16 protein-coding genes are annotated in these 19,942 nt (G+C 63.5%); 13 read left to right on the plus strand and 3 right to left on the minus strand.

The window, feature by feature from the left end; translation table 11 throughout:
- Window positions 1-28: 28 nt before the first annotated feature.
- The 11 genes from ndk to FQ664_RS04950 all read left to right on the plus strand — a co-directional run bounded on the left by ndk (window position 29) and on the right by FQ664_RS04950 (window position 11,416).
- Window positions 29-460, plus strand: coding sequence for a nucleoside-diphosphate kinase (gene ndk / locus FQ664_RS04900; protein ID WP_023382208.1), 432 nt, complete (start codon window positions 29-31; stop codon window positions 458-460).
- A gap of 24 nt (window positions 461-484) precedes the next feature.
- On the plus strand, window positions 485-1,630 hold the full coding sequence (gene rlmN / locus FQ664_RS04905; RefSeq protein ID WP_144170639.1) for a dual-specificity RNA methyltransferase RlmN: 1,146 nt from the start codon (window positions 485-487) through the stop codon (window positions 1,628-1,630).
- Between the two features lie 14 nt (window positions 1,631-1,644).
- Entirely contained in the window at window positions 1,645-2,406 is a 762-nt protein-coding gene (pilW, locus tag FQ664_RS04910) for a type IV pilus biogenesis/stability protein PilW (protein ID WP_144170640.1), read from the plus strand.
- Window positions 2,403-3,446, plus strand: coding sequence for a RodZ domain-containing protein (locus tag FQ664_RS04915; protein WP_144170641.1), 1,044 nt, complete (start codon window positions 2,403-2,405; stop codon window positions 3,444-3,446). The genes pilW and FQ664_RS04915 overlap by 4 nt, the downstream gene beginning before the upstream one ends.
- Before the next feature lie 3 nt (window positions 3,447-3,449).
- Window positions 3,450-4,559, plus strand: coding sequence for a flavodoxin-dependent (E)-4-hydroxy-3-methylbut-2-enyl-diphosphate synthase (gene ispG, locus FQ664_RS04920; RefSeq protein WP_144170642.1), 1,110 nt, complete (start codon window positions 3,450-3,452; stop codon window positions 4,557-4,559).
- Between the two features lie 25 nt (window positions 4,560-4,584).
- Window positions 4,585-5,874, plus strand: coding sequence for a histidine--tRNA ligase (hisS, locus tag FQ664_RS04925; protein ID WP_144170643.1), 1,290 nt, complete (start codon window positions 4,585-4,587; stop codon window positions 5,872-5,874).
- 39 nt (window positions 5,875-5,913) lie between these two features.
- Window positions 5,914-6,552 (plus strand): tetratricopeptide repeat protein, encoded by a 639-nt coding sequence (locus FQ664_RS04930; RefSeq protein WP_085623884.1) that lies wholly within the window; start codon window positions 5,914-5,916, stop codon window positions 6,550-6,552.
- Complete coding sequence (gene bamB / locus FQ664_RS04935) at window positions 6,553-7,695, plus strand: outer membrane protein assembly factor BamB (protein WP_144170644.1); 1,143 nt, start codon at window positions 6,553-6,555, stop codon at window positions 7,693-7,695.
- A gap of 117 nt (window positions 7,696-7,812) precedes the next feature.
- Window positions 7,813-9,276, plus strand: coding sequence for a ribosome biogenesis GTPase Der (der, locus tag FQ664_RS04940; RefSeq protein WP_144170645.1), 1,464 nt, complete (start codon window positions 7,813-7,815; stop codon window positions 9,274-9,276).
- Window positions 9,277-9,488: 212 nt separating this feature from the next.
- Window positions 9,489-10,637: a pyridoxal phosphate-dependent aminotransferase gene (locus FQ664_RS04945; protein WP_144170646.1), complete on the plus strand. Its 1,149-nt coding sequence runs from the start codon at window positions 9,489-9,491 to the stop codon at window positions 10,635-10,637.
- On the plus strand, window positions 10,625-11,416 hold the full coding sequence (locus FQ664_RS04950) for an amidohydrolase (protein WP_144170647.1): 792 nt from the start codon (window positions 10,625-10,627) through the stop codon (window positions 11,414-11,416). Before FQ664_RS04945 ends, FQ664_RS04950 begins: the two co-directional genes overlap by 13 nt.
- A 128-nt stretch (window positions 11,417-11,544) precedes the next feature.
- Here FQ664_RS04950 and FQ664_RS04955 read toward each other — a convergent pair whose 3' ends face one another.
- Together FQ664_RS04955 and FQ664_RS04960 are read right to left on the minus strand one after the other, a co-directional pair.
- Window positions 11,545-14,100, minus strand: a complete 2,556-nt coding sequence (locus tag FQ664_RS04955) for a PepSY domain-containing protein (RefSeq protein ID WP_144170648.1) — start codon at window positions 14,098-14,100, stop codon at window positions 11,545-11,547.
- A 262-nt stretch (window positions 14,101-14,362) separates the two neighbouring features.
- The gene (locus FQ664_RS04960) at window positions 14,363-16,636 is read right to left on the minus strand and encodes a TonB-dependent receptor (RefSeq protein ID WP_144170649.1); all 2,274 of its coding nucleotides are present in this window, start codon (window positions 16,634-16,636) and stop codon (window positions 14,363-14,365) included.
- Window positions 16,637-16,857: 221 nt separating this feature from the next.
- Between FQ664_RS04960 and FQ664_RS04965 the strand changes: the two genes are divergently transcribed.
- Window positions 16,858-17,538, plus strand: a complete 681-nt coding sequence (locus FQ664_RS04965) for a Fe2+-dependent dioxygenase (protein ID WP_144170650.1) — start codon at window positions 16,858-16,860, stop codon at window positions 17,536-17,538.
- Between the two features lie 3 nt (window positions 17,539-17,541).
- Entirely contained in the window at window positions 17,542-18,291 is a 750-nt protein-coding gene (locus FQ664_RS04970) for a tetratricopeptide repeat protein (protein ID WP_144170651.1), read from the plus strand.
- A 155-nt stretch (window positions 18,292-18,446) separates the two neighbouring features.
- Here the strand turns inward: FQ664_RS04970 and FQ664_RS04975 are convergent, their stop codons facing one another.
- Window positions 18,447-19,610, minus strand: a complete 1,164-nt coding sequence (locus FQ664_RS04975; RefSeq protein WP_144170652.1) for a type III PLP-dependent enzyme — start codon at window positions 19,608-19,610, stop codon at window positions 18,447-18,449.
- Between the last annotated feature and the right edge of the window lie 332 nt (window positions 19,611-19,942).

A 19,942-nucleotide genomic window follows, 5' to 3' on the forward strand; every position in this document is an offset into this window, starting at 1 on the left:
CGCAACACTCATTTTTCTGGAGTTTTCCATGGCTGTTCAACGTACTTTCTCCATCATCAAGCCTGACGCCGTTGCCAAGAACGTCATCGGCGAGATCACCACTCGTTTCGAGAAAGCCGGCCTGCGCGTCGTCGCTTCGAAAATGAAGCAACTGTCCAAAGCCGAAGCCGAAGGCTTCTACGCCGAGCACAAAGAGCGCGGCTTCTTCGCTGACCTGGTTGCCTTCATGACTTCCGGTCCGGTCATCGTTCAGGTTCTGGAAGGCGAAAACGCCGTTCTGGCCAACCGCGAGCTGATGGGCGCCACCAACCCGAAAGAAGCTGCTGCCGGCACCATCCGTGCTGACTTCGCCGTTTCCATCGACGAAAACGCTGTTCACGGTTCCGACTCGGAAGCTTCGGCTGCCCGCGAAATCGCTTACTTCTTCTCCGCTACCGAGCTGTGCGACCGCATTCGCTAAGCGAAGCAGGTCTTGGGTGATTCCATGAGTGACATGACTGGCAAGATCAACCTGTTGGGCCTGACCCTGCAGGAAATGGAAAAATTCTTCGAGTCGATCGGAGAGAAGCGTTTTCGTGCCGGTCAGGTCATGAAATGGATTCACCACTATGGCGTCGACGATTTCGCCGCCATGACCAATGTCGGCAAGGCCTTGCGCGAAAAGCTCGAGGCCGTTGCCGAGATTCGGGGCCCGGAAGTGGTCAGTGAAGACATTTCCGCCGACGGTACCCGCAAGTGGGTGGTCCGCGTTGCCTCCGGCAGCTGCGTCGAAACCGTCTACATCCCCACCGACGATCGCGGCACCCTGTGCGTGTCGTCGCAAGCCGGCTGTGCCCTGGACTGCAGCTTCTGCTCCACCGGCAAGCAAGGCTTCAACAGCAACCTCACCGCCGCCGAAGTGATCGGCCAGGTGTGGCTTGCCAACAAATCCTTCGGGACCGTCCCGGCCAAGATCGACCGCGCCATTACCAACGTGGTCATGATGGGCATGGGCGAACCCCTGCTGAATTTCGACAATGTCATCGCCGCCATGAAGATCATGATGGAAGATCTGGGCTATGGCATTTCCAAGCGTCGCGTCACCCTGTCCACCTCGGGCGTGGTGCCGATGATCGACGAGCTGGCCAAGCACATCGACGTGTCGCTGGCGCTGTCGCTGCACGCACCGAACGACGAACTGCGCAACAAGCTGGTACCGATCAACAAGAAGTACCCGCTGAAGATGCTGCTGGAATCGTGCATGGGCTACATGGCCACCTTGGGTGGCAAGCGCGTGCTGACCATCGAGTACACCCTGCTCAAGGACGTCAACGACCAGCCTGAGCATGCGGCGCAAATGATTGAGCTGCTGCGCGACGTGCCGTGCAAGATCAACCTGATCCCGTTCAACCCGTTCCCGCACTCGGGCTACGAGCGGCCGAGCAACAACGCCATTCGCCGCTTCCAGGACCTGTTGCACCACGGTGGCTTCAATGTCACCACCCGCACCACCCGTGGTGATGACATCGACGCCGCCTGTGGCCAGTTGGTCGGCCAGGTCAACGACCGCACCCGCCGCAGCGAGCGCTACATCGCCGTACGCCAGCTGTCTGCGGACGTCGAGCTGCAAGACAGCCCCGCCAGCCACTGACCGGGACCTTGCCCATGAGCCTGCGCGCCGCGCTGTCGATCCTTGCGCTTTCGCTGCTGGCCGGCTGCGTGTCGGGCGGCACGGGCGACCCCCTGGCCAGCCGCCAGGGCAGGGCAGAGGCGGGGCGGGCCTATGTGCAGCTTGGGCTGGGTTATTTGCAACAAGGTTTGACCGAGCAGGCCAAGGCGGCGCTGGGCAAGGCCATGGCCCTGGATGGCGCTGATCCCGATGCGCACGCTGCCCTGGCGCTGGTATTCCAGGCCGAAGGCGAGCCGGCGCTGGCCGAAGCGCACTTTCGCAAGGCGCTGCAGGCACGCACGGGCGACACGCGAATTCGCAACAATTACGGCAGTTTCCTTTATGCTCAGGGGCGATTTGCCGAGGCCGAGCAGATGTTTCGCCTGGCCAGCGCCGATACCCTGTATCCTGAGCGCTCACGCGTGTACGAGAATCTGGGCCTGACCGCCCTGAAGCTCGAGCGCCGCGACCAGGCGCAGGCGTATCTGCTGAAAGCTTTGCAACTCAACCAGCGGCAACCGAAAGCGTTGCTGGAAATGGCTGAGTTGTCCTACGAAAACAGGCATTATGTGCCGGCCCGGGACTACTACGATCGTTTCAGCCAGTTGAGCGATCATGATGCCCGTAGCCTGCTGCTGGGTAGCCGCCTTGCCCGGGTATTCGACGAGCAGGGCACACTGGCCGAGCTGGGCCAGCAATTACAACGACTTTATCCCGGTACGCCGGAATATCAGCAATACCTGTCGGAGCAACGATGAAAGCCGCGCATCCCGAAGTAGCAGTAGCGCCTGGCCAGAACCCCGGTGAGCTTTTGCGCCAGGCCCGTGAGAACCGGGACTGGTCACAAGCCGAGGTGGCCTGCAAGCTCAACCTCACTGTCAGTTCGTTGAACCACGTGGAAACCGGCGCCTTCGACAAGCTGCCGGGGCATACCTTCGCCCGTGGTTATATCCGCGCCTATGCCAAGCTGATGGATCTGGACCAGGCAGCCCTGGTGGAGGCCTTCGACCGTTATACCGGCACTCACGCCCAAGGCAGCGACGTGCACTCGCTGGGCCGTATCGAAGAGCCGGTGCGCCTGTCGCACAATATCCTGCGCGGCGTCAGCCTGCTGCTGCTGGTGGCGGTGGTCGGTGGCGGCTTCGTCTGGTGGCAGGACCAGGGCAGCCTGCGTGGCAAGGACCTGGCCAAGATTGCCCTGGAGCACGTCGAAGTCGAAAGCGCCGACGGTACCACCCAGATTCACCCGCTCGATGAGCCTGAAGACCAGGCTGTTTCCGCTGGCCAGCAGCCCGAGAGCGCGCCGCTGCCGCTGGAGCAGGGCGCTGCCGGGCAGCCAGCCGCCGCCGAACAGGCAGCGGCAAGCCCGGCACCTGCCGCCACCGCAGTGCCAGCGCCGGCCCCGCAGGCGCCTGTGCCACCGGTTGCCAGCGCCCCTGCTGTCGCGCCTGCGCCGGTAGCCCCGGTAGCCCCGGCCCCGGCGGCCGTTGCACCCGCTACGCCTGCAGCGGCCGTGGCCGCCGCCGAGCCTGTCGCGCCAGCCGCAGTGCCGGCTGGTAGCGCCAAGGTCGCCATCCAGTTCGTCGCCGATTGCTGGACCCAGGTCACCGACGGCAACGGCAAGGTGCTGTTCAGCGCCATCAAGCGCAAGGGGGACAACCTCGAGCTGACCGGCAAGCCGCCGTTCTCGGTACGCCTGGGCTTTGCCCGTGGTGCCCAGGTCAGCTACAACGGCCAGGCCGTCGATGTTGCCCCGTTCACCAGTGGCGAGACCGCTCGCCTGAAGTTGGGACAGTAAGTCATGCACGGTGAATCTCCGATCAAACGTCGCGAATCCCGCAAAATCTGGGTCGGCAATGTGCCGGTGGGTGGTGATGCCCCCATCGCGGTGCAGAGCATGACCAACACCGACACCAACGATGTGGCCGCCACCGTGGCGCAAATCCAGCGCCTGGTCGATGCCGGCGTGGACATCGTGCGTGTCTCGGTGCCGGACATGGACGCCGCCGAGGCCTTCGGCCGCATCAAGCAGCAGGTCAGCGTGCCGCTGGTTGCCGACATCCACTTCGACTACAAGATCGCCCTGCGCGTGGCCGAACTGGGCGTCGACTGCCTGCGGATCAACCCGGGCAACATCGGCCGTGAAGACCGTGTGCGCGCGGTGGTCGATGCCGCCCGCGACCGCGGCATCCCGATCCGTATCGGCGTCAACGCCGGTTCCCTGGAAAAGGACCTGCAGAAAAAGTACGGCGAGCCTACCCCGGCGGCGCTGGTCGAGTCGGCCCTGCGCCACGTCGAGCACCTCGACCGCCTGGACTTCCAGGACTTCAAGGTCAGCGTCAAGGCCTCCGATGTGTTCATGGCCGTCGAAGCCTACCGCCTGCTGGCCAGGCAGATCGTGCAGCCGCTGCACCTGGGCATCACCGAAGCCGGTGGCCTGCGGTCGGGGACGGTGAAATCCGCTGTCGGCCTCGGTATGCTGCTGGCCGAAGGCATTGGCGATACCATCCGTATCTCGCTGGCGGCCGACCCGGTCGAAGAAGTGAAAGTCGGCTACGACATCCTCAAGTCGCTGCACCTGCGCTCGCGCGGCATCAACTTCATCGCCTGCCCGAGCTGCTCGCGGCAGAACTTCGATGTGGTCAAGACCATGAACGAGCTGGAAGGGCGCCTGGAAGACCTGCTGGTGCCGCTGGACGTAGCGGTGATCGGTTGCGTGGTCAACGGCCCGGGTGAAGCCAAGGAGGCTCATGTCGGCCTGACTGGCGGTACGCCGAACCTGATCTACATCGACGGCAAGCCGGCGCAGAAGCTGACCAATGACAACCTGGTCGATGAGCTGGAAAAACTCATCCGCCAGAAAGCGGCCGAAAAGGCCGAAGCCGACGCGGCGCTGATCGTCCGTGGCTGACACACAGAATTCGTAAGGACTTTTCGTGAGCAAATCGCTGCAAGCCATTCGTGGCATGAACGACATCCTGCCAGAACAGTCGCCGCTGTGGCGCTACTTCGAAGGCACCGTGGCCGGCCTGCTGGACACCTACGGGTACAGCCAGATCCGCACGCCGATCGTCGAGTTCACCGAGCTGTTCAAGCGCTCCATCGGTGAAGTGACCGATATCGTCGAAAAAGAGATGTACACCTTCGAGGACCGCAACGGCGATTCGCTGACCCTGCGCCCCGAAGGCACCGCCGCCTGCGTGCGTGCCGTGCTCGAGCATGGCATCACCGGCAACGGCCAGGTGCAGAAACTGTGGTACATCGGCCAGATGTTCCGCCACGAGCGCCCGCAGAAGGGCCGCTACCGGCAGTTCCACCAGATTGGCGTGGAAGTGTTCAACCTGGACGGCCCGGACATCGACGCCGAGCTGATCATGCTGACCTGGCGCCTGTGGGGCCTGCTGGGCATCCAGGACGCGGTCAAGCTGGAACTCAACAGCCTGGGCACCAGCGAAGCCCGTGCTCGCTACCGTGACGCGCTGGTCGAGTTCCTCTCGGCGCGCCTGGAGCAACTGGACGAAGACAGCCAGCGCCGCCTGAAGAGCAACCCGCTGCGCATCCTCGACAGCAAGGACCAGAACACCCAGGCGGTGCTGGTCGGTGCGCCGAAGCTGGAAGACTACCTGGACGAAGAATCGCGCGTGCACTTCGAGGGCCTCAAGGCCCGCCTGGACGCTGCCGGCATCCCGTTCGTGATCAACACCAAGCTGGTGCGTGGCCTGGACTACTACAGCAAGACCGTGTTCGAGTGGGTCACCGACCAGCTCGGCGCCCAGGGCACTGTCTGCGCCGGTGGCCGCTACGACGGCCTGGTCGAGCAGATGGGCGGCAAGCCGACCCCGGGCGTCGGTTTCGCCATGGGCATCGAGCGCCTGATCCTGCTGCTGGAAACCCTGGGCAAGGTGCCCGAGTCCATCAGCCGCCAGATCGACGTCTACCTGTGCGCTTTTGGCGACCAGGCGGAACTGGCCGGCCTGCGCCTGTCCGAAGGCCTGCGCGACCGCCTGCCGGGCCTGCGCCTGGCTGTCAACGCCGGTGGTGGCAGCTTCAAGAGCCAGTTCAAGAAAGCCGACAAGAGCGGCGCGTTGTTCGCCCTGATCCTCGGCGACGACGAACTGGCCAGGCAAGAGATCGGCTTCAAGCCCCTGCGTGGTCAGGGCGAACAACAGAACATTGCCTGGGATGCTCTGGCTGAGCACCTGGAAACCGCGATCGCGCAGGCGTAACGCGGTTCAACAAGCGAATAGGCGAAAAGGAGTATTGGGGTGTCGAGTACCGATGATGAACTGGCAGGGGTCAAGGACTGGTGGAACCGCAACGGCAAGCCGCTGCTGACCGGTGCCCTGCTGGCTGGCGTGGTGGTGTTGGGCTGGAATACCTGGCACAAGTACCAGAACAATCAGTCGCAAGGTGCCTCGCAGCTGTATCAGGCCTTGCTGGAGACCAGCCTGACGCCGACTGGCCAGCCTGACGCGACCAAGGTCGCGGAACTGGCCGGCAAGCTCAAGAGCGAGTTCGGCGGTACCGCCTACGCCCAGTACGGCAGCCTGTTCGTGGCCAAGGTTGCAGTCGAGAGCGGCAAGCTCGACGACGCTGCTGCCGAGCTGAAGGGCGTGCTGGACAAACCGGCCGATGCCACCCTGGGCGAAATTTCGCGGCAGCGCCTGGCGCGTGTTCTGGCCGCCCAGAACAAGGCCGAGGATGCCCTCAAGCTGCTCGACGGCGATGCCGACAAAGCCTTCCTGGCCAGCCGTGAAGAGTTGAAAGGCGACCTGTTGGTGCAACTGGGGCGCGCCGACGACGCGCACAGCGCTTACGAGAAAGCCAAGGCTGCGCTGTCCGATGAGGCGGCGGTCGGTGGCCTGCAATTGAAGCTGGATGACTTGGCCAAAGGGGACGCGTAAGTGATCGGTTGGAAACATGCAGCAGTGCTGACCCTGGCCGTACTGGCCGCAGGTTGCAGCAGCAACAGCAAGAAGGAACTGCCCCCGGCCGAGCTGACCAAGTTCACCGAGGAAGTGGTGCTGAAGAAGCAGTGGAGCCGTTCGATCGGTGACGGCCAGGGTGAGACCTACAACACCCTGGTACCGGCCATCGAGAACGACCGTATCTACGCCTCCGACGTCAACGGCGAAGTCTTTGCCCTCGACCGCATCACCGGCGACGTGGTGTGGAAGCAGGACCTCGAACTGCCGGTGTCCGGCGCTGTCGGCGTGGGCTACGGCCTGGTCATGATCGGCACCCTCAAGGGTGAAGTCATCGCCCTGGACTCCAGCACCGGTGAGGAGCGCTGGCGCTCCCGCGTGACCAGCGAAGTGCTGGCCCCGCCTGCCAACAACGGTGATGTGGTGGTGGTGCAGACCCAGGACGATCGCCTGATCGGCCTGGATGCCGCCACTGGTGACCGCCGCTGGATCTACGAAAACACCCCGGCCGTGCTGACGCTGCGTGGTACCGGTGCGCCGATCGCCACCAACCGCCTGGCCGTCGCTGGCCTGTCCACCGGCAAGGTAGTGGCGGTGGACATCAACAACGGTGTTCCTGTGTGGGAAAGCCGTGTGGCGATTCCGCAGGGGCGTTCCGAGCTGGACCGTGTGGTCGATATCGACGGCGGCCTGCTGCTGTCTGGTGGTACCCTGTACGTCAGCACTTACCAGGGCCGTGTCGCGGGCCTGGACCTGGAAAGCGGCCGCGTGCTGTGGCAGCGTGATGCCTCCAGCTACGTGGGTGTCGCCCAGGGCTTCGGCAACGTCTACGTCAGCGAAGCTTCGGGTACTGTCGAAAGCGTCGACGAGCGCTCGTCCAGCGCCCTGTGGACCAACGACACCATGGCTCGCCGCCAGTTGACTGCGCCTGAGGTGTTCTCCAGCTACGTGGCGGTGGGTGACTTCGAGGGCTATCTGCACCTGCTGAGCCAGGTCGATGGCCGCTTCGTTGGCCGTGAACGTATCGACAGCGATGGCCTGCGTGCCCGCCCACTTGTGGTCGGCGACACCATCTACGTCTTTGGCAACAGCGGCAAGCTCGAGGCACTGACCATCCGCTGAAGCTATGCTTGAAGCCTTGGCGGGCTTCAAGCCGCGGCGTAGGACACGCCGCCCGAACTCCGGCCGCTGCCTTGCAGCGGCCTTTGCATTTTCAAGAATTCAAGAGTGGAGAGCCGAATGGTTCCCGTAATCGCCCTGGTGGGCCGCCCGAACGTCGGCAAATCCACCATGTTCAACCGCCTGACCAAGACCCGCGATGCCATCGTCGGTGACCTCTCGGGCCTGACCCGTGATCGCCAGTACGGTGATGCCAGCTGGCAGGGTCGTTCCTTCATCCTGATCGACACCGGGGGTATCACCGGTGACGAAGTGGGCATGGACGAGAAAATGGCCGAGCAGTCGCTCATGGCCATCGAAGAAGCCGACTATGTGCTGTTCCTGGTCGATGCCCGTGCCGGCATGACCGCCGCCGACCAGATGATCGCCGAGCACCTGCGCAAGCGGAACAAGGAAGCGATCCTGGTTGCCAACAAGATCGACAACATCGACGCCGACGTCGCCCGCGCCGAGTTCTCGCCGCTGGGCATGGGCAACGCCATCCCGGTGGCCGGCTCCCAGGGCCGCGGCATCAATGCGCTGATGGAGGCCGTGCTCGGCCACCTGCCGCGCGACCAGGTCGAGGAAGCGCTGGATGCCGAAGTCGCCGAAGGCGAAGAAGCGGTGCGCATCCCGGGCCCGAGCGAGAAGGATGGCATCAAGATCGCCATCATCGGCCGCCCCAACGTCGGCAAGTCGACCCTGGTCAACCGCATGCTCGGCGAAGAGCGCGTGGTGGTGTACGACCAGCCGGGCACTACCCGCGACAGTATCTACATCCCGTTCGAGCGCGATGACGAGAAGTACACCTTCATCGACACCGCCGGCGTGCGCAAGCGCGGCAAGATCCACGAGGAAGTCGAGAAGTTCTCGGTGGTGAAGACGCTGCAGGCGATCAAGGACGCCAACGTGGTGATCTTCGTCATGGACGCCCGCGAAGGTGTGGTGGACCACGACCTGAACCTGCTGGGCTTCGCCCTGGAAGCCGGCCGCGCCATCGTCATCGCCCTGAACAAGTGGGACGGCATGGCGCCGGGCGAGCGTGACTACGTGAAGACCGAGCTGGAGCGCCGGCTGTTCTTCGTCGATTTTGCCGACATCCACTTCATCTCCGCCCTGCACGGCACCGGCGTGGGCCACCTGTACAAGTCGGTACAGGCCGCGTTCAAGTCGGCGGTCACCCGCTGGCCGACCAGCCGCCTGACGCAGATCCTCGAAGATGCCGTGAGCGAGCACCAGCCACCGCTGGTCAACGGCCGCCGCATCAAGCTGCGCTATGCCCACCTCGGCGGTGCCAACCCGCCGCTGATCGTGATCCACGGCAACCAGACCGACAAGATTCCGAAGTCGTACTCGCGTTACCTGGAGAACACCTACCGCCGCGTCCTCAAGCTGGTCGGTACGCCGATCCGCATCGAGTACAAGGGCGGTGAGAACCCGTACGAGGGCAAGAAGAACACCCTCACCGACCGCCAGGTCAACAAGAAGCGCCGCCTGATGTCGCACCACAAGAAGGCCGAGAAGAAGCGCCGCGACAAGCGCTGATTCCGCATCAGCTTCTTCGCGGGTAAACCCGCTCCCACAGGTCCCACACAGTTTTCGAATGCTGTGCAGTACCTGTGGGAGCGGGTTTACCCGCGAACAGGCCCTTTGATCCAGCGCAAATCCCCCTATTGTTTCAACCTTTTTCCTGACCGCTCGATCCGCTATGCTCGGACTCCACCCCGTGCCGGATACACCCCAGGAAAGAGGGCTCCATGATTCGCAGCAAACTGCCGAATGTCGGCACGACCATCTTTACCACCATGTCCCAGCTAGCCGTGCAGACTGGCGCGCTCAACCTGTCGCAAGGTTTCCCCGACTTCAACGGCCCGCAGGCGCTGCTCGATGCAGTAGGCCGGCATGTGGCCGCCGGGCATAACCAGTATTCGCCGATGACCGGCCTGCCGGCCCTGCGTCAGCAGGTGGCGGCCAAGGTTGCGCGGCTGTATGGCGCACAGGTGGATGCCGATCAGGAAGTGACCATCACCCCAGGTGCCACCGAGGCGATATTCTGTGCCATTCAGGCGGTGGTGCATGCCGGTGACGAGGTAATTGTCTTCGACCCGTGCTACGACAGCTACGAGCCGTCCGTGGAGCTGGCCGGTGGCCGCTGCGTGCATGTGCAGTTGAGCGACGGCGATTTCCGCATCGACTGGCAGAAATTCAGCGATGCCCTCGGCCCGCGCACGCGCATGGTCATCCTCAATTCGCCGCACAACCCCAGCGGTGCGCTGATTACCCGCGAAGACCTCGAGCAGTTGGCCGCGCTTATCGCCGATCGCGATATCTACCTGGTCAGCGATGAAGTCTACGAACACCTGGTTTACGACGGCGTGCGCCACGCCAGCGTGCTGGCTCACGAGCAGCTGTACCAACGTGCCTTCGTGGTCAGCTCGTTCGGTAAGACTTACCACGTCACCGGCTGGAAGACCGGCTACGTGATTGCCCCGCCGGCGCTGAGCGCCGAGCTGCGCAAGGTGCACCAGTACGTCAACTTCTGCGGCGTGACCCCGCTACAGTGCGCCCTGGCCGATTTCATGGCCGAGCACCCCGAGCATATCGATGAACTACCGGCTTTCTACCAGGCCAAGCGTGACTTGTTCTGCGGCTTGCTGGAGGGCTCACGATTCCGTTTCAACCGCACGGCGGGTACCTATTTCCAGCTGGTGGACTATTCGCAGATCCGCCCGGACCTGAACGATGTCGACATGTCGCTGTGGCTGACCCGTGAGCACGGGGTGGCGAGCATCCCGGTGTCGGTGTTCTACCAGCAACCCATCCCCAAGCAACGCCTGGTCCGCCTGTGCTTTGCCAAACGAGAGGAGACGCTGCGTCAGGCAGCGGAAAGACTATGCGCGATCTGAGTGAACTGCCGAACCTGAAAGTCGCCCTGGTGCAGACCACCCTGGCCTGGCACGACCGCGAAGCCAACTATGCGCACTTCGAAGTGCTGCTGGAGCAGGTGGGCGCAGTGGACCTGGTGATTTTGCCGGAAATGTTCACCACCGGCTTCTCGATGCAGTCCGAGAGCCTGGCCGAGCCAGAGAATGGCCCGACCTACAAATGGCTGAAGGCCCAGGCGAAGAAGTACAACACGGTAATTACTGGCAGCGTGATCATCCAGGCCGCCGATGGCAGCCACCGCAACCGCCTGCTGTGGGCGCGGCCGGATGGCGAGATCCTGCACTACGACAAGCGCCACCTGTTCCGCATGGCCGGTGAGCACAAGCATTACACCCCGGGTGAGCGCCAGGTGCAGTTCGAGCTCAACGGCTGGCGGATTCGCCCGTTGATCTGCTACGACCTGCGCTTCCCGGTGTGGAGCCGCGATGCCCAGGACACCGACCTGTTGCTGTACACCGCCAACTGGCCGGCTGCGCGCCGCCAGCACTGGAACCGCCTGTTGCCGGCGCGGGGTATCGAGAACCTGTGCTATGTGGCGGCGGTGAACCGGGTGGGCACCGACGGCAAGGGCTTTGCCTATTCCGGCGACAGCCAGGTGCTGGACTTCCAGGGCGAGAGCCTGCTCAGCGCCGGGGAGGCGGACGGGGTGTTCACCGCGGTGTTGAGCGCGGCGGAGCTGGCGGCATACCGGGCCAAGTTCCCGGCCAACCTGGATGCCGATACCTTCGAGTTGCACTGACAGCCTGTACCGGCCTCTTCGCGGGTAAACCCGCTCCCACAGGTACTGCACAGTATCAAAATCTGTGAGGACCCTGTGGGAGCGGGTTTACCCGCGAAGAGGCCGGTGCTGGTTACATCAGTTTCCGATCAGTACACATCCCGCCGATACCGCCCGTCCTCGATCAGCTGCTGTACTTCCGCTTCCCCGAGGATGCCGTTGAGCGCCGCATCCACCCCGGCAGCCATCCCTTGCAGGCTGCCGCAGACATACACACAGGCGCCATCCGCGACCCAGCGCTTGAGCTCTTGAGCTTGCTGCTGCAACACATCCTGCACATACACCTTGTCGGCCTGATCCCGCGAAAACGCCAGGTCCAGGCGTGCCAGGTCGCCGCTGTCCAGCCAGCCTTGCAGTTCCTCACCACACAGCAGGTCATGTGCGCGGTTACGCTCGCCGAACAGCAGCCAGTTACGCTGCTCGCCTGCACTGACCCGCGCGCGAAGCAGGCTGCGCAGGCCGGCCAGGCCGGTGCCGTTGCCGATCAGTACCAGTGGTGCAGCGCTTTCCGGCAGGTGGAAGCTGCTGTTGCGCCGCAAGCGCAGGCTCAGCGTACCGTTCAGCGGCAGGTACTCGGTCAGCCAGCCGGAACCCAGGCCCAGGTTGCCATCGGCGTGGCGTTCCTGGCGCACGATCAGCTCCAGTACGCCATCGCTGGCGATGGAGGCGATCGAGTACTCGCGGCTGCCGATCGGCACCAGTGCGTCGACCAGCGCTTGCGGCTGCAAGCCGATCAGGTGATCGCGACGGGTCGGCAACTGCCGGCCAACCAGGGCCTGGGCGAGGGTTTCGCCCAGGCCATTCACGTGCACCTTGGCCCCGGCGTCCAGCGCCATGCCATCGAGGAAGGCGTCGATCCTTGGCGGGCCGTTGAGCGGCAGGATCTCCACCAGGTCGCCAGCTTCCCAGCTGGCGGGCTCTTGCGGTCGCAGGCCGAGCAGGTACACCGGCTGGCCCTGGCTGCCCGGGTTGAGCAGTTCGCGGCGCACCAGCGACCAGTTGCCGAAACTCGGCGGCTGCCAGGCGGCCACTGGCTGGGCGCCAGTCAGTTGCGCCAGTTCCTGCTGCCACTGCTGCAGTGCAGCCTGGTCGGCGTTGTCCACTTCCACCGGGCTGAACGCGCTGCTGGCTCCGCGTTCACCCAGCCATGCCTGCAAGCGGCGGGCGAAGCCGCAGAAGTGCGGGTACTGGCGGTCACCGAGGGCGAGCAGGGCATAGCTGAGGTTGTGCAGCGCCCAAGGCTGGCCGAGCACCTTGCGCTCGAAGGCGCGGGCGCTGTCGGGGGCTTCGCCGTCGCCGAAGGTGCTGACCACGAACAGCGCACGGCGGGCCTGGCGCAGGTCGTGTTCACCCAGTTCGGCCAGGGCACGTACCTGCACCGGCAGGCCGGCCGCCTGCAACTGGCCGGCGCTCTGCCAGGCCAGTTGTTCGGCAAGGCCGCTCTGGCTGGCAAAGCCGATCAGCCAGCCGTCGCTGCTGGCAGTGTTGCCGGTGACGTTGCCACGGGCGGCGCGCACCTGGCGCTTCTTGCGGCGGCGGTCGAGGTACAGCAGCCAGCCGGTGACGAAGAACAGCGGCATGCTCAGGCTGGCGATGGTGACGATGATGCGCCCCGGCAGGCCGAAGTATTCGCCGACGTGCAGGGCATAGACGCTCTGCAGCAGTTGGGCCTTGAAGGATTTGTCGGTGTAGCGGTCATGTTTTTTCACCTGGCCGCTGGCCGGGTCCAGCATCAGGGTGTTGAAGGCACGTGGGTGGTCGGCGTTGTCCAGCAGGTAGAACAACCTGGCCGGCTGGCCGCCCGCCGGTGGCAGTCGCAGGTTGTACATGGTCAGGCCCGGGCCGGCGGCGTCCTTGAGGTTGGCCCAGATTGCGTCGTAATCGACCACCAGCGGCGGGGCGTTCTTGTCGATTTTCTGCGGCCCGTGGCGGCCACGGCCTTCGCCGCGCTTTTGCTGCTGGCCAGCGGCCGGTGCGTCGGCCAGCAGTTTGTTCAGGCCCTCGCGGTACCACTCGTAGGACCAGAACAGCCCGGTCAGGGCGAACAGCAGGTAGAACAGCAGGCACCAGGTGCCGGCCACGGCATGCAGGTCCCAGTTGAAAGCGCGGCCTTTCCTGGCCCAGTCGAAGGTCAGCCAGGTGCGCCAGTCCAGCGCCTTGCGCGGCCAGCGCAGGTACAGGCCGGAGAGGCAGAAAAACACCAGCATCAGGGTGCAGGCACCGGTTATCTGCCGGCCGCTGTCGCCCATGGCCAGGAAGCGGTGCAGGTTGAGCATGAGGTTGAAGAAGCCTTGCCCGGTCACTTCACCCTTTAGCTCGCCGGTATACGGGTCGGCAAAGCGCAGCTGGCCGCGGCGCTCGCCCGGTGGCGGGGTGAAGGAGATTCGTGCGGCGTTGCCTTCGTGCACGTCGACCCACAGCATCGCCACCTTGTCGTGCTGCTGGGCCTCGACCCGACGTACCAGCTCGGCCGGCGGCAGTACGCCTTCGGCGCGGACTTCTACCTTGAGCACATCGGCATTGAACGCGCGCAGCAGTTCTTCCTGAAACGAGTACAGGGCCCCGGTGATACCCATCAAGGCCAGCACCAGGCCAGCAGTGATGCCAAAGAACCAGTGCAATTGGAACAGCGTCTTCTTCACCACATGATCACCTTGTGTTTCTACCGCACACTGCGCGGTGTGCATTATGCCCTGATACGCAAAAGCCCCGCTCACGGGAATGAACGGGGCAGGGTGGGCTAGTCAGTCAGGCTTGTGATGTCTGTACCGGCCTCTTCGCGGGTGAACCCGCTCCCACAGAGATATCACTGGACCTGAGGCCAGTGGAGTACCTGTGGGAGCGGGTTCACCCGCGAAAGGGCCGGCACAGGCGCAGCCCATTCAACAGATCAACCCCATCCCTACATCAGAAGTGGAAGCTGGTGGTCAACAGTGCAGTCCGCCCGGCGGCCTGGTTGGCATAGTGCCCACTGTAGGCCTTGTCGTAATAGACCTCATTGGTGAGGTTCTGCACGTTCAGTTGCAGGTCGACGTGCTTGGTCAGCTTGTAGCTGGCCATGGCGTCGTAGCGCCAGTACGAGTCGACCATCACGCTGTTGGTGGTGTTGCCGAACACTTCATCGACGTAGAAGGCACCACCACCAAGGGTCAGCTTCGGCGTGACGTTGTAGGTGGTCCACAGGGTCAGGCTGTGGTTCGGTGTGTTTGGCAACTGGTTGCCATCGTTGTAACCATCGATGAACACCGTGCCGACCCGCTGCGCGCCGCCGTCGACGAGCTTGGCATCCAGGTAGCTGTAGCCGGCGAATACTTGCCAGGCGTCAGTCAGCTTGCCGCTGGCGCTGAGCTCCAGGCCATCGACACGGGTCTTGCCGATGTTCTGGTAGGTGTTGTTATCCACCAGTACACGAGCGTCTTCCTTCTCGGTGCGGAAAATGGCTGCGGTCAACGCCAGGCGCTCGTCGAGCAGATCCCACTTGGTACCGATTTCGTAGTTGGTGGTCTGTTCTGGTTTCAGCTCGCTGGTAGTGGTGGCCGTGACCAGCGCGTTGCCGTCGGAGCCTTCGCCGAGCGCGTAACCAGGCGGGGTGGCGGAGGTGGCATAGGACACATAGATGCTGCCGTTCTCGGCAGGCTTCCAGGTCAGGCCCAGTTGGCCAGTGACAAACTCACTGGTGTCCTGGGTCTTGAAGCTGGTCGAGCCGTTGGCCGCTTTGGTCTTGGCCTTGGTGTCGAAGTGGTCGTAACGCAGGCCCATGGTCAGCAACCAGGCCGGGTCGAGCTCCAGCGTGTCGGTGAAGTAGATGGCGCGCGTGTTGCCAGCAGTATCGGCACCGGCTTCGGTGCGGCTGATGGTGCCATCCCACTGTTCATGCGGATTGGGGTTCGGGAACGAGGTGCAGACACCGGAGATCTGGCCTGTTGCACTCGAGCAGTTGCCAGCGCCGAAACCGGTGACGTCATAGCCCGATTTCACCGATGTTTCCCGGCTGAGTTCGATACCGCTGGAGAAGCTGTTCTTCAGGCCACCAACGTAGAAATCACCATACAGGTCGGTCTGGTTGGTGGTCGTGCGGGTATTGGCTACGCGATTGTTCGGGCGACGCCAGACTTCACCGTTGAGGATGTTGCCCTTGCTGTCGTCTGGCTGGCTGTAGATGTAGTCCTGCAGCGTATTGCCATGGCGCAAGGTGTTCTTGATGGTCAGCGCGTCGCTCAGGTCATGCTCGATGCTGATGGTCGAAATATCTGCGCGGCTCTTGGAAAAGTCGCGGCCGACTAGGCCGTAGTAATTGCTGCTGCCACCACCACCGTGGGTCGGCTTGTCCGGGTTGGCCGAGGTGCGAGCGGCCGAGCTGCCGGAGCGCAGGCTATAGGGAATACCCGAATCCGGCAGGTCGTCGCTTTCCATGTGGTAGTAGTCAAGGCTCACGCGGGTATCGGTGCCCAGACCGAACACCAGCGAAGGTGCCACGCCCCAGCGGTCGTAGTTGACCTCATCGCGGCCGGCGACGTTGCTTTTATGGGTCATCAGGTTCAGGCGGCCGGCGACGCTGTCGCTGAACTGATAGTTGCCATCCAGGGTGTAGCGCTGGGTCTGATCGCTGCCCCAGGTCCAGGCACCGTCGAGCGAATTGCCCAGGTGCGCACGCTTGCTGACCATGTTGATGGTGCCACCGGCAGCGCCACGGCCAGCGATCGAGGAATTCGGGCCCTTGGCCACTTCCACCGATTCGATGGCGAAGATTTCGCGGGTTTGCGAACCGGTATCGCGCACGCCGTCCAGGTACATCGAGCCTTGGCTGTCGAAGCCACGGATGAATGGGCGATCGCCGGACGGGTTGCCACCTTCGCCGGCACCCATGGTGATGCCCGGCACGGTGCGCAGGGCGTCCTGCAGGGTCAGGGCGCTGGTGTCCTTGATCACTTGCTGCGGGATTACGGTGACCGAGCGCGGGGTGTCTACCAGCGGCGCGGTGTACTTCTGCGAGGAGGCCTTGTCGACCTTGTAATCGGTGCTGGCCTGTTCAGCCTTGCCGTTGACGCTGGTGGCGTCGAGGGTGATCGCGCTGCTGGCGGCCGGGTCGGCGGCGTAGGCCGATGAGGCGCTGAGGGCGACACCGATGGCTGACACGATCAGGCGTGGTGAACTCACTGCAGATGGTACGTACTGGCGCATTGCTTAGGACCTTCCCCAAGGTGTTAAGGCCGCGGATCTTAATGCAAGCTATTTTGACTCACAATTGAGATGCATTACCATTCGCGAAGAATTTACATTCTTTACAATTTGCCTTTACGGTTTCATCACGCTGAAACGTCTTAAGCGGCGAATGGGGCTTGTGAAGCGCAAAAGGGAATCAATATCATTGGCGCCTTACATTTTCTGACGGTGCTGCCGCCATGCTGCTTCACATCCCCGGCCTGTTCGACGCCGATGAACTGGCCCGTATCCGCGAGGCGCTGGAGCAGGCCGACTGGGCCGACGGCAAGATCACCGCCGGCTACCAGTCGGCCAGGGCCAAGCACAACCTGCAGCTGCCGGAAGGGCACCCGCTGGCCAAGGAGATCGGCAGTGCGCTGATCGACCGTTTGTGGCAGAACCCGCGCTTCATGTCCGCAGCCTTGCCGCACAAGGTGTTCCCGCCGCTGATCAACTGCTACCGCGAAGGGGGCAATTTCGGCTTCCACATCGACAACGCCCTGCGCCAGCCCAAGGGCAGCCCGGAGCGGGTGCGTACCGACCTGTCCTCCACGCTGTTCCTCAGCGAGCCGGACAGCTACGACGGCGGCGAATTGGTGATCCAGGACACCTATGGCGTGCAGCAGGTCAAGCTGGCCGCTGGTGACCTGGTGCTGTACCCAGGCACCAGCCTGCACAAGGTCAACCCGGTAACCCGTGGCCAGCGTTACGCCGCGTTCTTCTGGACCCAGAGCCTGGTGCGCGAGGACAGCCAGCGGGCGTTGCTGTTCGAAATGGACAATGCCATCCAGCAACTGACTGCCGATGTGCCGGACCATCCATCATTGCTACAGCTGACCGGCACCTACCACAACCTGCTGCGCCGCTGGGCCGAGGTCTGAGCCGTGTCCTATCAGTTGCGGCGTGAGGAAGTGGTGGATGTGGCCGGTTTGCAGGCCATGCTGGAAGAAAGCCCCGGCAAGGCTGCCCAGGCGATCCTGGCGGCGGCAGGGCAGGGCGCGGTCGAGGCACAGTTGCTGCTGGGGCAGATCCTGCTCGACGGGCGTGGTATTCAGGCGGATGCCGCCGTGGCCAGGCGCTGGTTCGGCATTGCCGCACAGGGCGGCAGTGCCATGGCGCACAACATGCTGGGGCGTTGCCTGGAGCATGGCTGGGGCGGTGAGCCAAGCCCGGCGCAGGCGGCCGTTCACTATGCGCGTGCGGCCGATGCCGGGCTGGACTGGGGGCTGTACAACCTGGGCAACCTGCTGGCCACCGGGCGCGGCGTACCGGCCAACCAGGCGCAGGCGCTGATGTGCTACGAGAAAGCGGCGCACATGGGGCATGCCAAGTCGATGAACCTGTACGGGCGTTACCTGGAGCAAGGCATCGCCACGGCGCCCAACCCGACACGGGCGGTGCGCTGGTATCGGCGTTCGGCCGAGGCGGGGGACTTTCGCGGCATGTTCAGCCTGGGGCTGGTGCTGGTCGAGCGTGGGCAGGTGGCGGAAGCCGGGCCTTGGCTGGAGCGGGCGCGGGTCGAGGGGAACATGAATTTCCTGCGCAGTGCGCTGGTGAGCTTGCAGGGGGCGGGGCCGGTATTGATGGCCTTTGCGGCGCGGTATGCCGAGGAGATCGAGCGGCGCGAAGCCTGATGTCGCCTGTGCTGGCCCTATCGCCGGCAAGCCAGCTCCCACAGGGTCTGGACAAGGCTTGAGGCTGCGCTGTACCTGTGGGAGCGGGCGTGCCCGCGAAGAGGCCGGTACAGCAAAGCACAAATGAAAACGGGGCCTTGCGGCCCCGTTGTGCATTACAGGTAGTAAGCCTTCAGCGGCGGGAAGCCGTTGAATTCCACTGCGCTGTAGCTGGTGGTGTAGGCACCGGTCGACAGCCAGTACAGGCGGTCGCCGATGGCCAGGTTCAGCGGCAGGCCGTACTTGTAGTTTTCGTACATGATGTCGGCGCTGTCGCAGGTCGGGCCGGCGATGACCACTTCTTCGGCCTCGCCTTTCTTCTCGGTCCAGATCGGGAACTTGATGGCTTCGTCCATGGTTTCGATCAGGCCGGAGAACTTGCCCACGTCGGTGTAGATCCAGCGCTCGACAGCGGTGCGCGACTTGCGTGCAACCAGTACCACTTCGCTGACCAGGATACCGGCGTTGGCAATCAGCGAACGGCCCGGCTCGAGGATGATTTCCGGCAGGTCGTCACCGAAGTCTTCCTTCAGGAAGCGGATGATCTCTTCGGCGTAGGTTTCCAGGCTGTTGGTCCGGGTGATGTAGTTGGCCGGGAAGCCGCCACCCATGTTGATCAGCTTCAGCTCGATGCCGTCTTCGTCCTTCAGGCGCTCGAAGATCACCTTGACCTTGGCGATGGCGGCGTCCCATACGCTGATGTCGCGCTGCTGCGAGCCAACATGGAAGGAAATGCCGTAAGGCACCAGGCCCAGGTCGCGGGCGAGGATCAGCAGGTCCATGGCCATGTCGGTCTGGCAGCCGAATTTGCGCGACAGCGGCCAGTCGGCAGTGGTCGAGCCTTCGGTGAGGATACGCACGTACACTTTCGAGCCCGGCGCGGCCTTGGCGATGTTGCGCAGGTCGGCTTCCGAGTCGGTGGCATACAGGCGCACGCCCTTCTCGTAGAAGTAGCGGATGTCCTTGGACTTCTTGATGGTGTTGCCGTAGCTGATGCGGTCGGCGGTTACACCGCGGCCCAGCACCTTGTCCAGCTCGTAGATCGAGGCGATGTCGAAGCTCGAACCTTTTTCCTTGAGCAGGTCGATGATCTCGACGGCCGGGTTGGCCTTGACCGCGTAGTACACCTTGGCGAATTCGAAACCAGCACGCAGGTCGTCATAGGCCTGGCTGATCATCTGGGTATCGATGAGTACGAACGGGGTTTCCTGCTTGTCGGCGAACGCCTTCATTTTCTGGAAGGTGTCACGCGCGAAATAGTCTTCGACCTGGATCGACATGCTCAGGGACTCCATGGGCAAACTGAAAGATTAAGTGGCTGCAAACTGAACGTCCTCCGTATCCCCACTTTGGTTCGCCTACTCAGTACTTGAGCCGGATGGATCGTTTCCAGCATGGACGTTCGGCGCGCACTTTAGGGCGTGAAGAATGCAGAATCAACAGGCAATCCGGGCGTGATCGACGTGGATCGACGACCAGCCATTTGAATAACCGACTCGTGTGACCGGTTGATGTTCCCCAGCGTGTTTCAAGCGTAAAAAATAGTGGAATGGACCGCGTTGGCCCCTTCGCGGGCACGCCCGCTCCCACAGGCATCTCGCCACTCCTGTGG

It is taken from the genome of Pseudomonas persica, assembly GCF_900291015.1.
In the GTDB taxonomy this organism is placed as follows: Bacteria; Pseudomonadota; Gammaproteobacteria; order Pseudomonadales; family Pseudomonadaceae; genus Aquipseudomonas.

Bases quoted from the DNA above. Each gene is read 5' to 3' on its own strand.
- pilW (WP_144170640.1), top strand. From the start codon at position 1,645: ATGAGCCTGCGCGCCGCGCTGTCGATCCTTGCGCTTTCGCTGCTGGCC.
- FQ664_RS04965 (WP_144170650.1), top strand. From the start codon at position 16,858: ATGCTGCTTCACATCCCCGGCCTGTTCGACGCCGATGAACTGGCCCGT.
- FQ664_RS04945 (WP_144170646.1), top strand. From the start codon at position 9,489: ATGATTCGCAGCAAACTGCCGAATGTCGGCACGACCATCTTTACCACC.
- FQ664_RS04960 (WP_144170649.1), bottom strand. From the start codon at position 16,636: ATGCGCCAGTACGTACCATCTGCAGTGAGTTCACCACGCCTGATCGTG.
- rlmN (WP_144170639.1), top strand. From the start codon at position 485: ATGAGTGACATGACTGGCAAGATCAACCTGTTGGGCCTGACCCTGCAG.
- der (WP_144170645.1), top strand. From the start codon at position 7,813: ATGGTTCCCGTAATCGCCCTGGTGGGCCGCCCGAACGTCGGCAAATCC.
- FQ664_RS04975 (WP_144170652.1), bottom strand. From the start codon at position 19,610: ATGTCGATCCAGGTCGAAGACTATTTCGCGCGTGACACCTTCCAGAAA.
- FQ664_RS04915 (WP_144170641.1), top strand. From the start codon at position 2,403: ATGAAAGCCGCGCATCCCGAAGTAGCAGTAGCGCCTGGCCAGAACCCC.
- ndk (WP_023382208.1), top strand. From the start codon at position 29: ATGGCTGTTCAACGTACTTTCTCCATCATCAAGCCTGACGCCGTTGCC.
- FQ664_RS04950 (WP_144170647.1), top strand. From the start codon at position 10,625: ATGCGCGATCTGAGTGAACTGCCGAACCTGAAAGTCGCCCTGGTGCAG.
- ispG (WP_144170642.1), top strand. From the start codon at position 3,450: ATGCACGGTGAATCTCCGATCAAACGTCGCGAATCCCGCAAAATCTGG.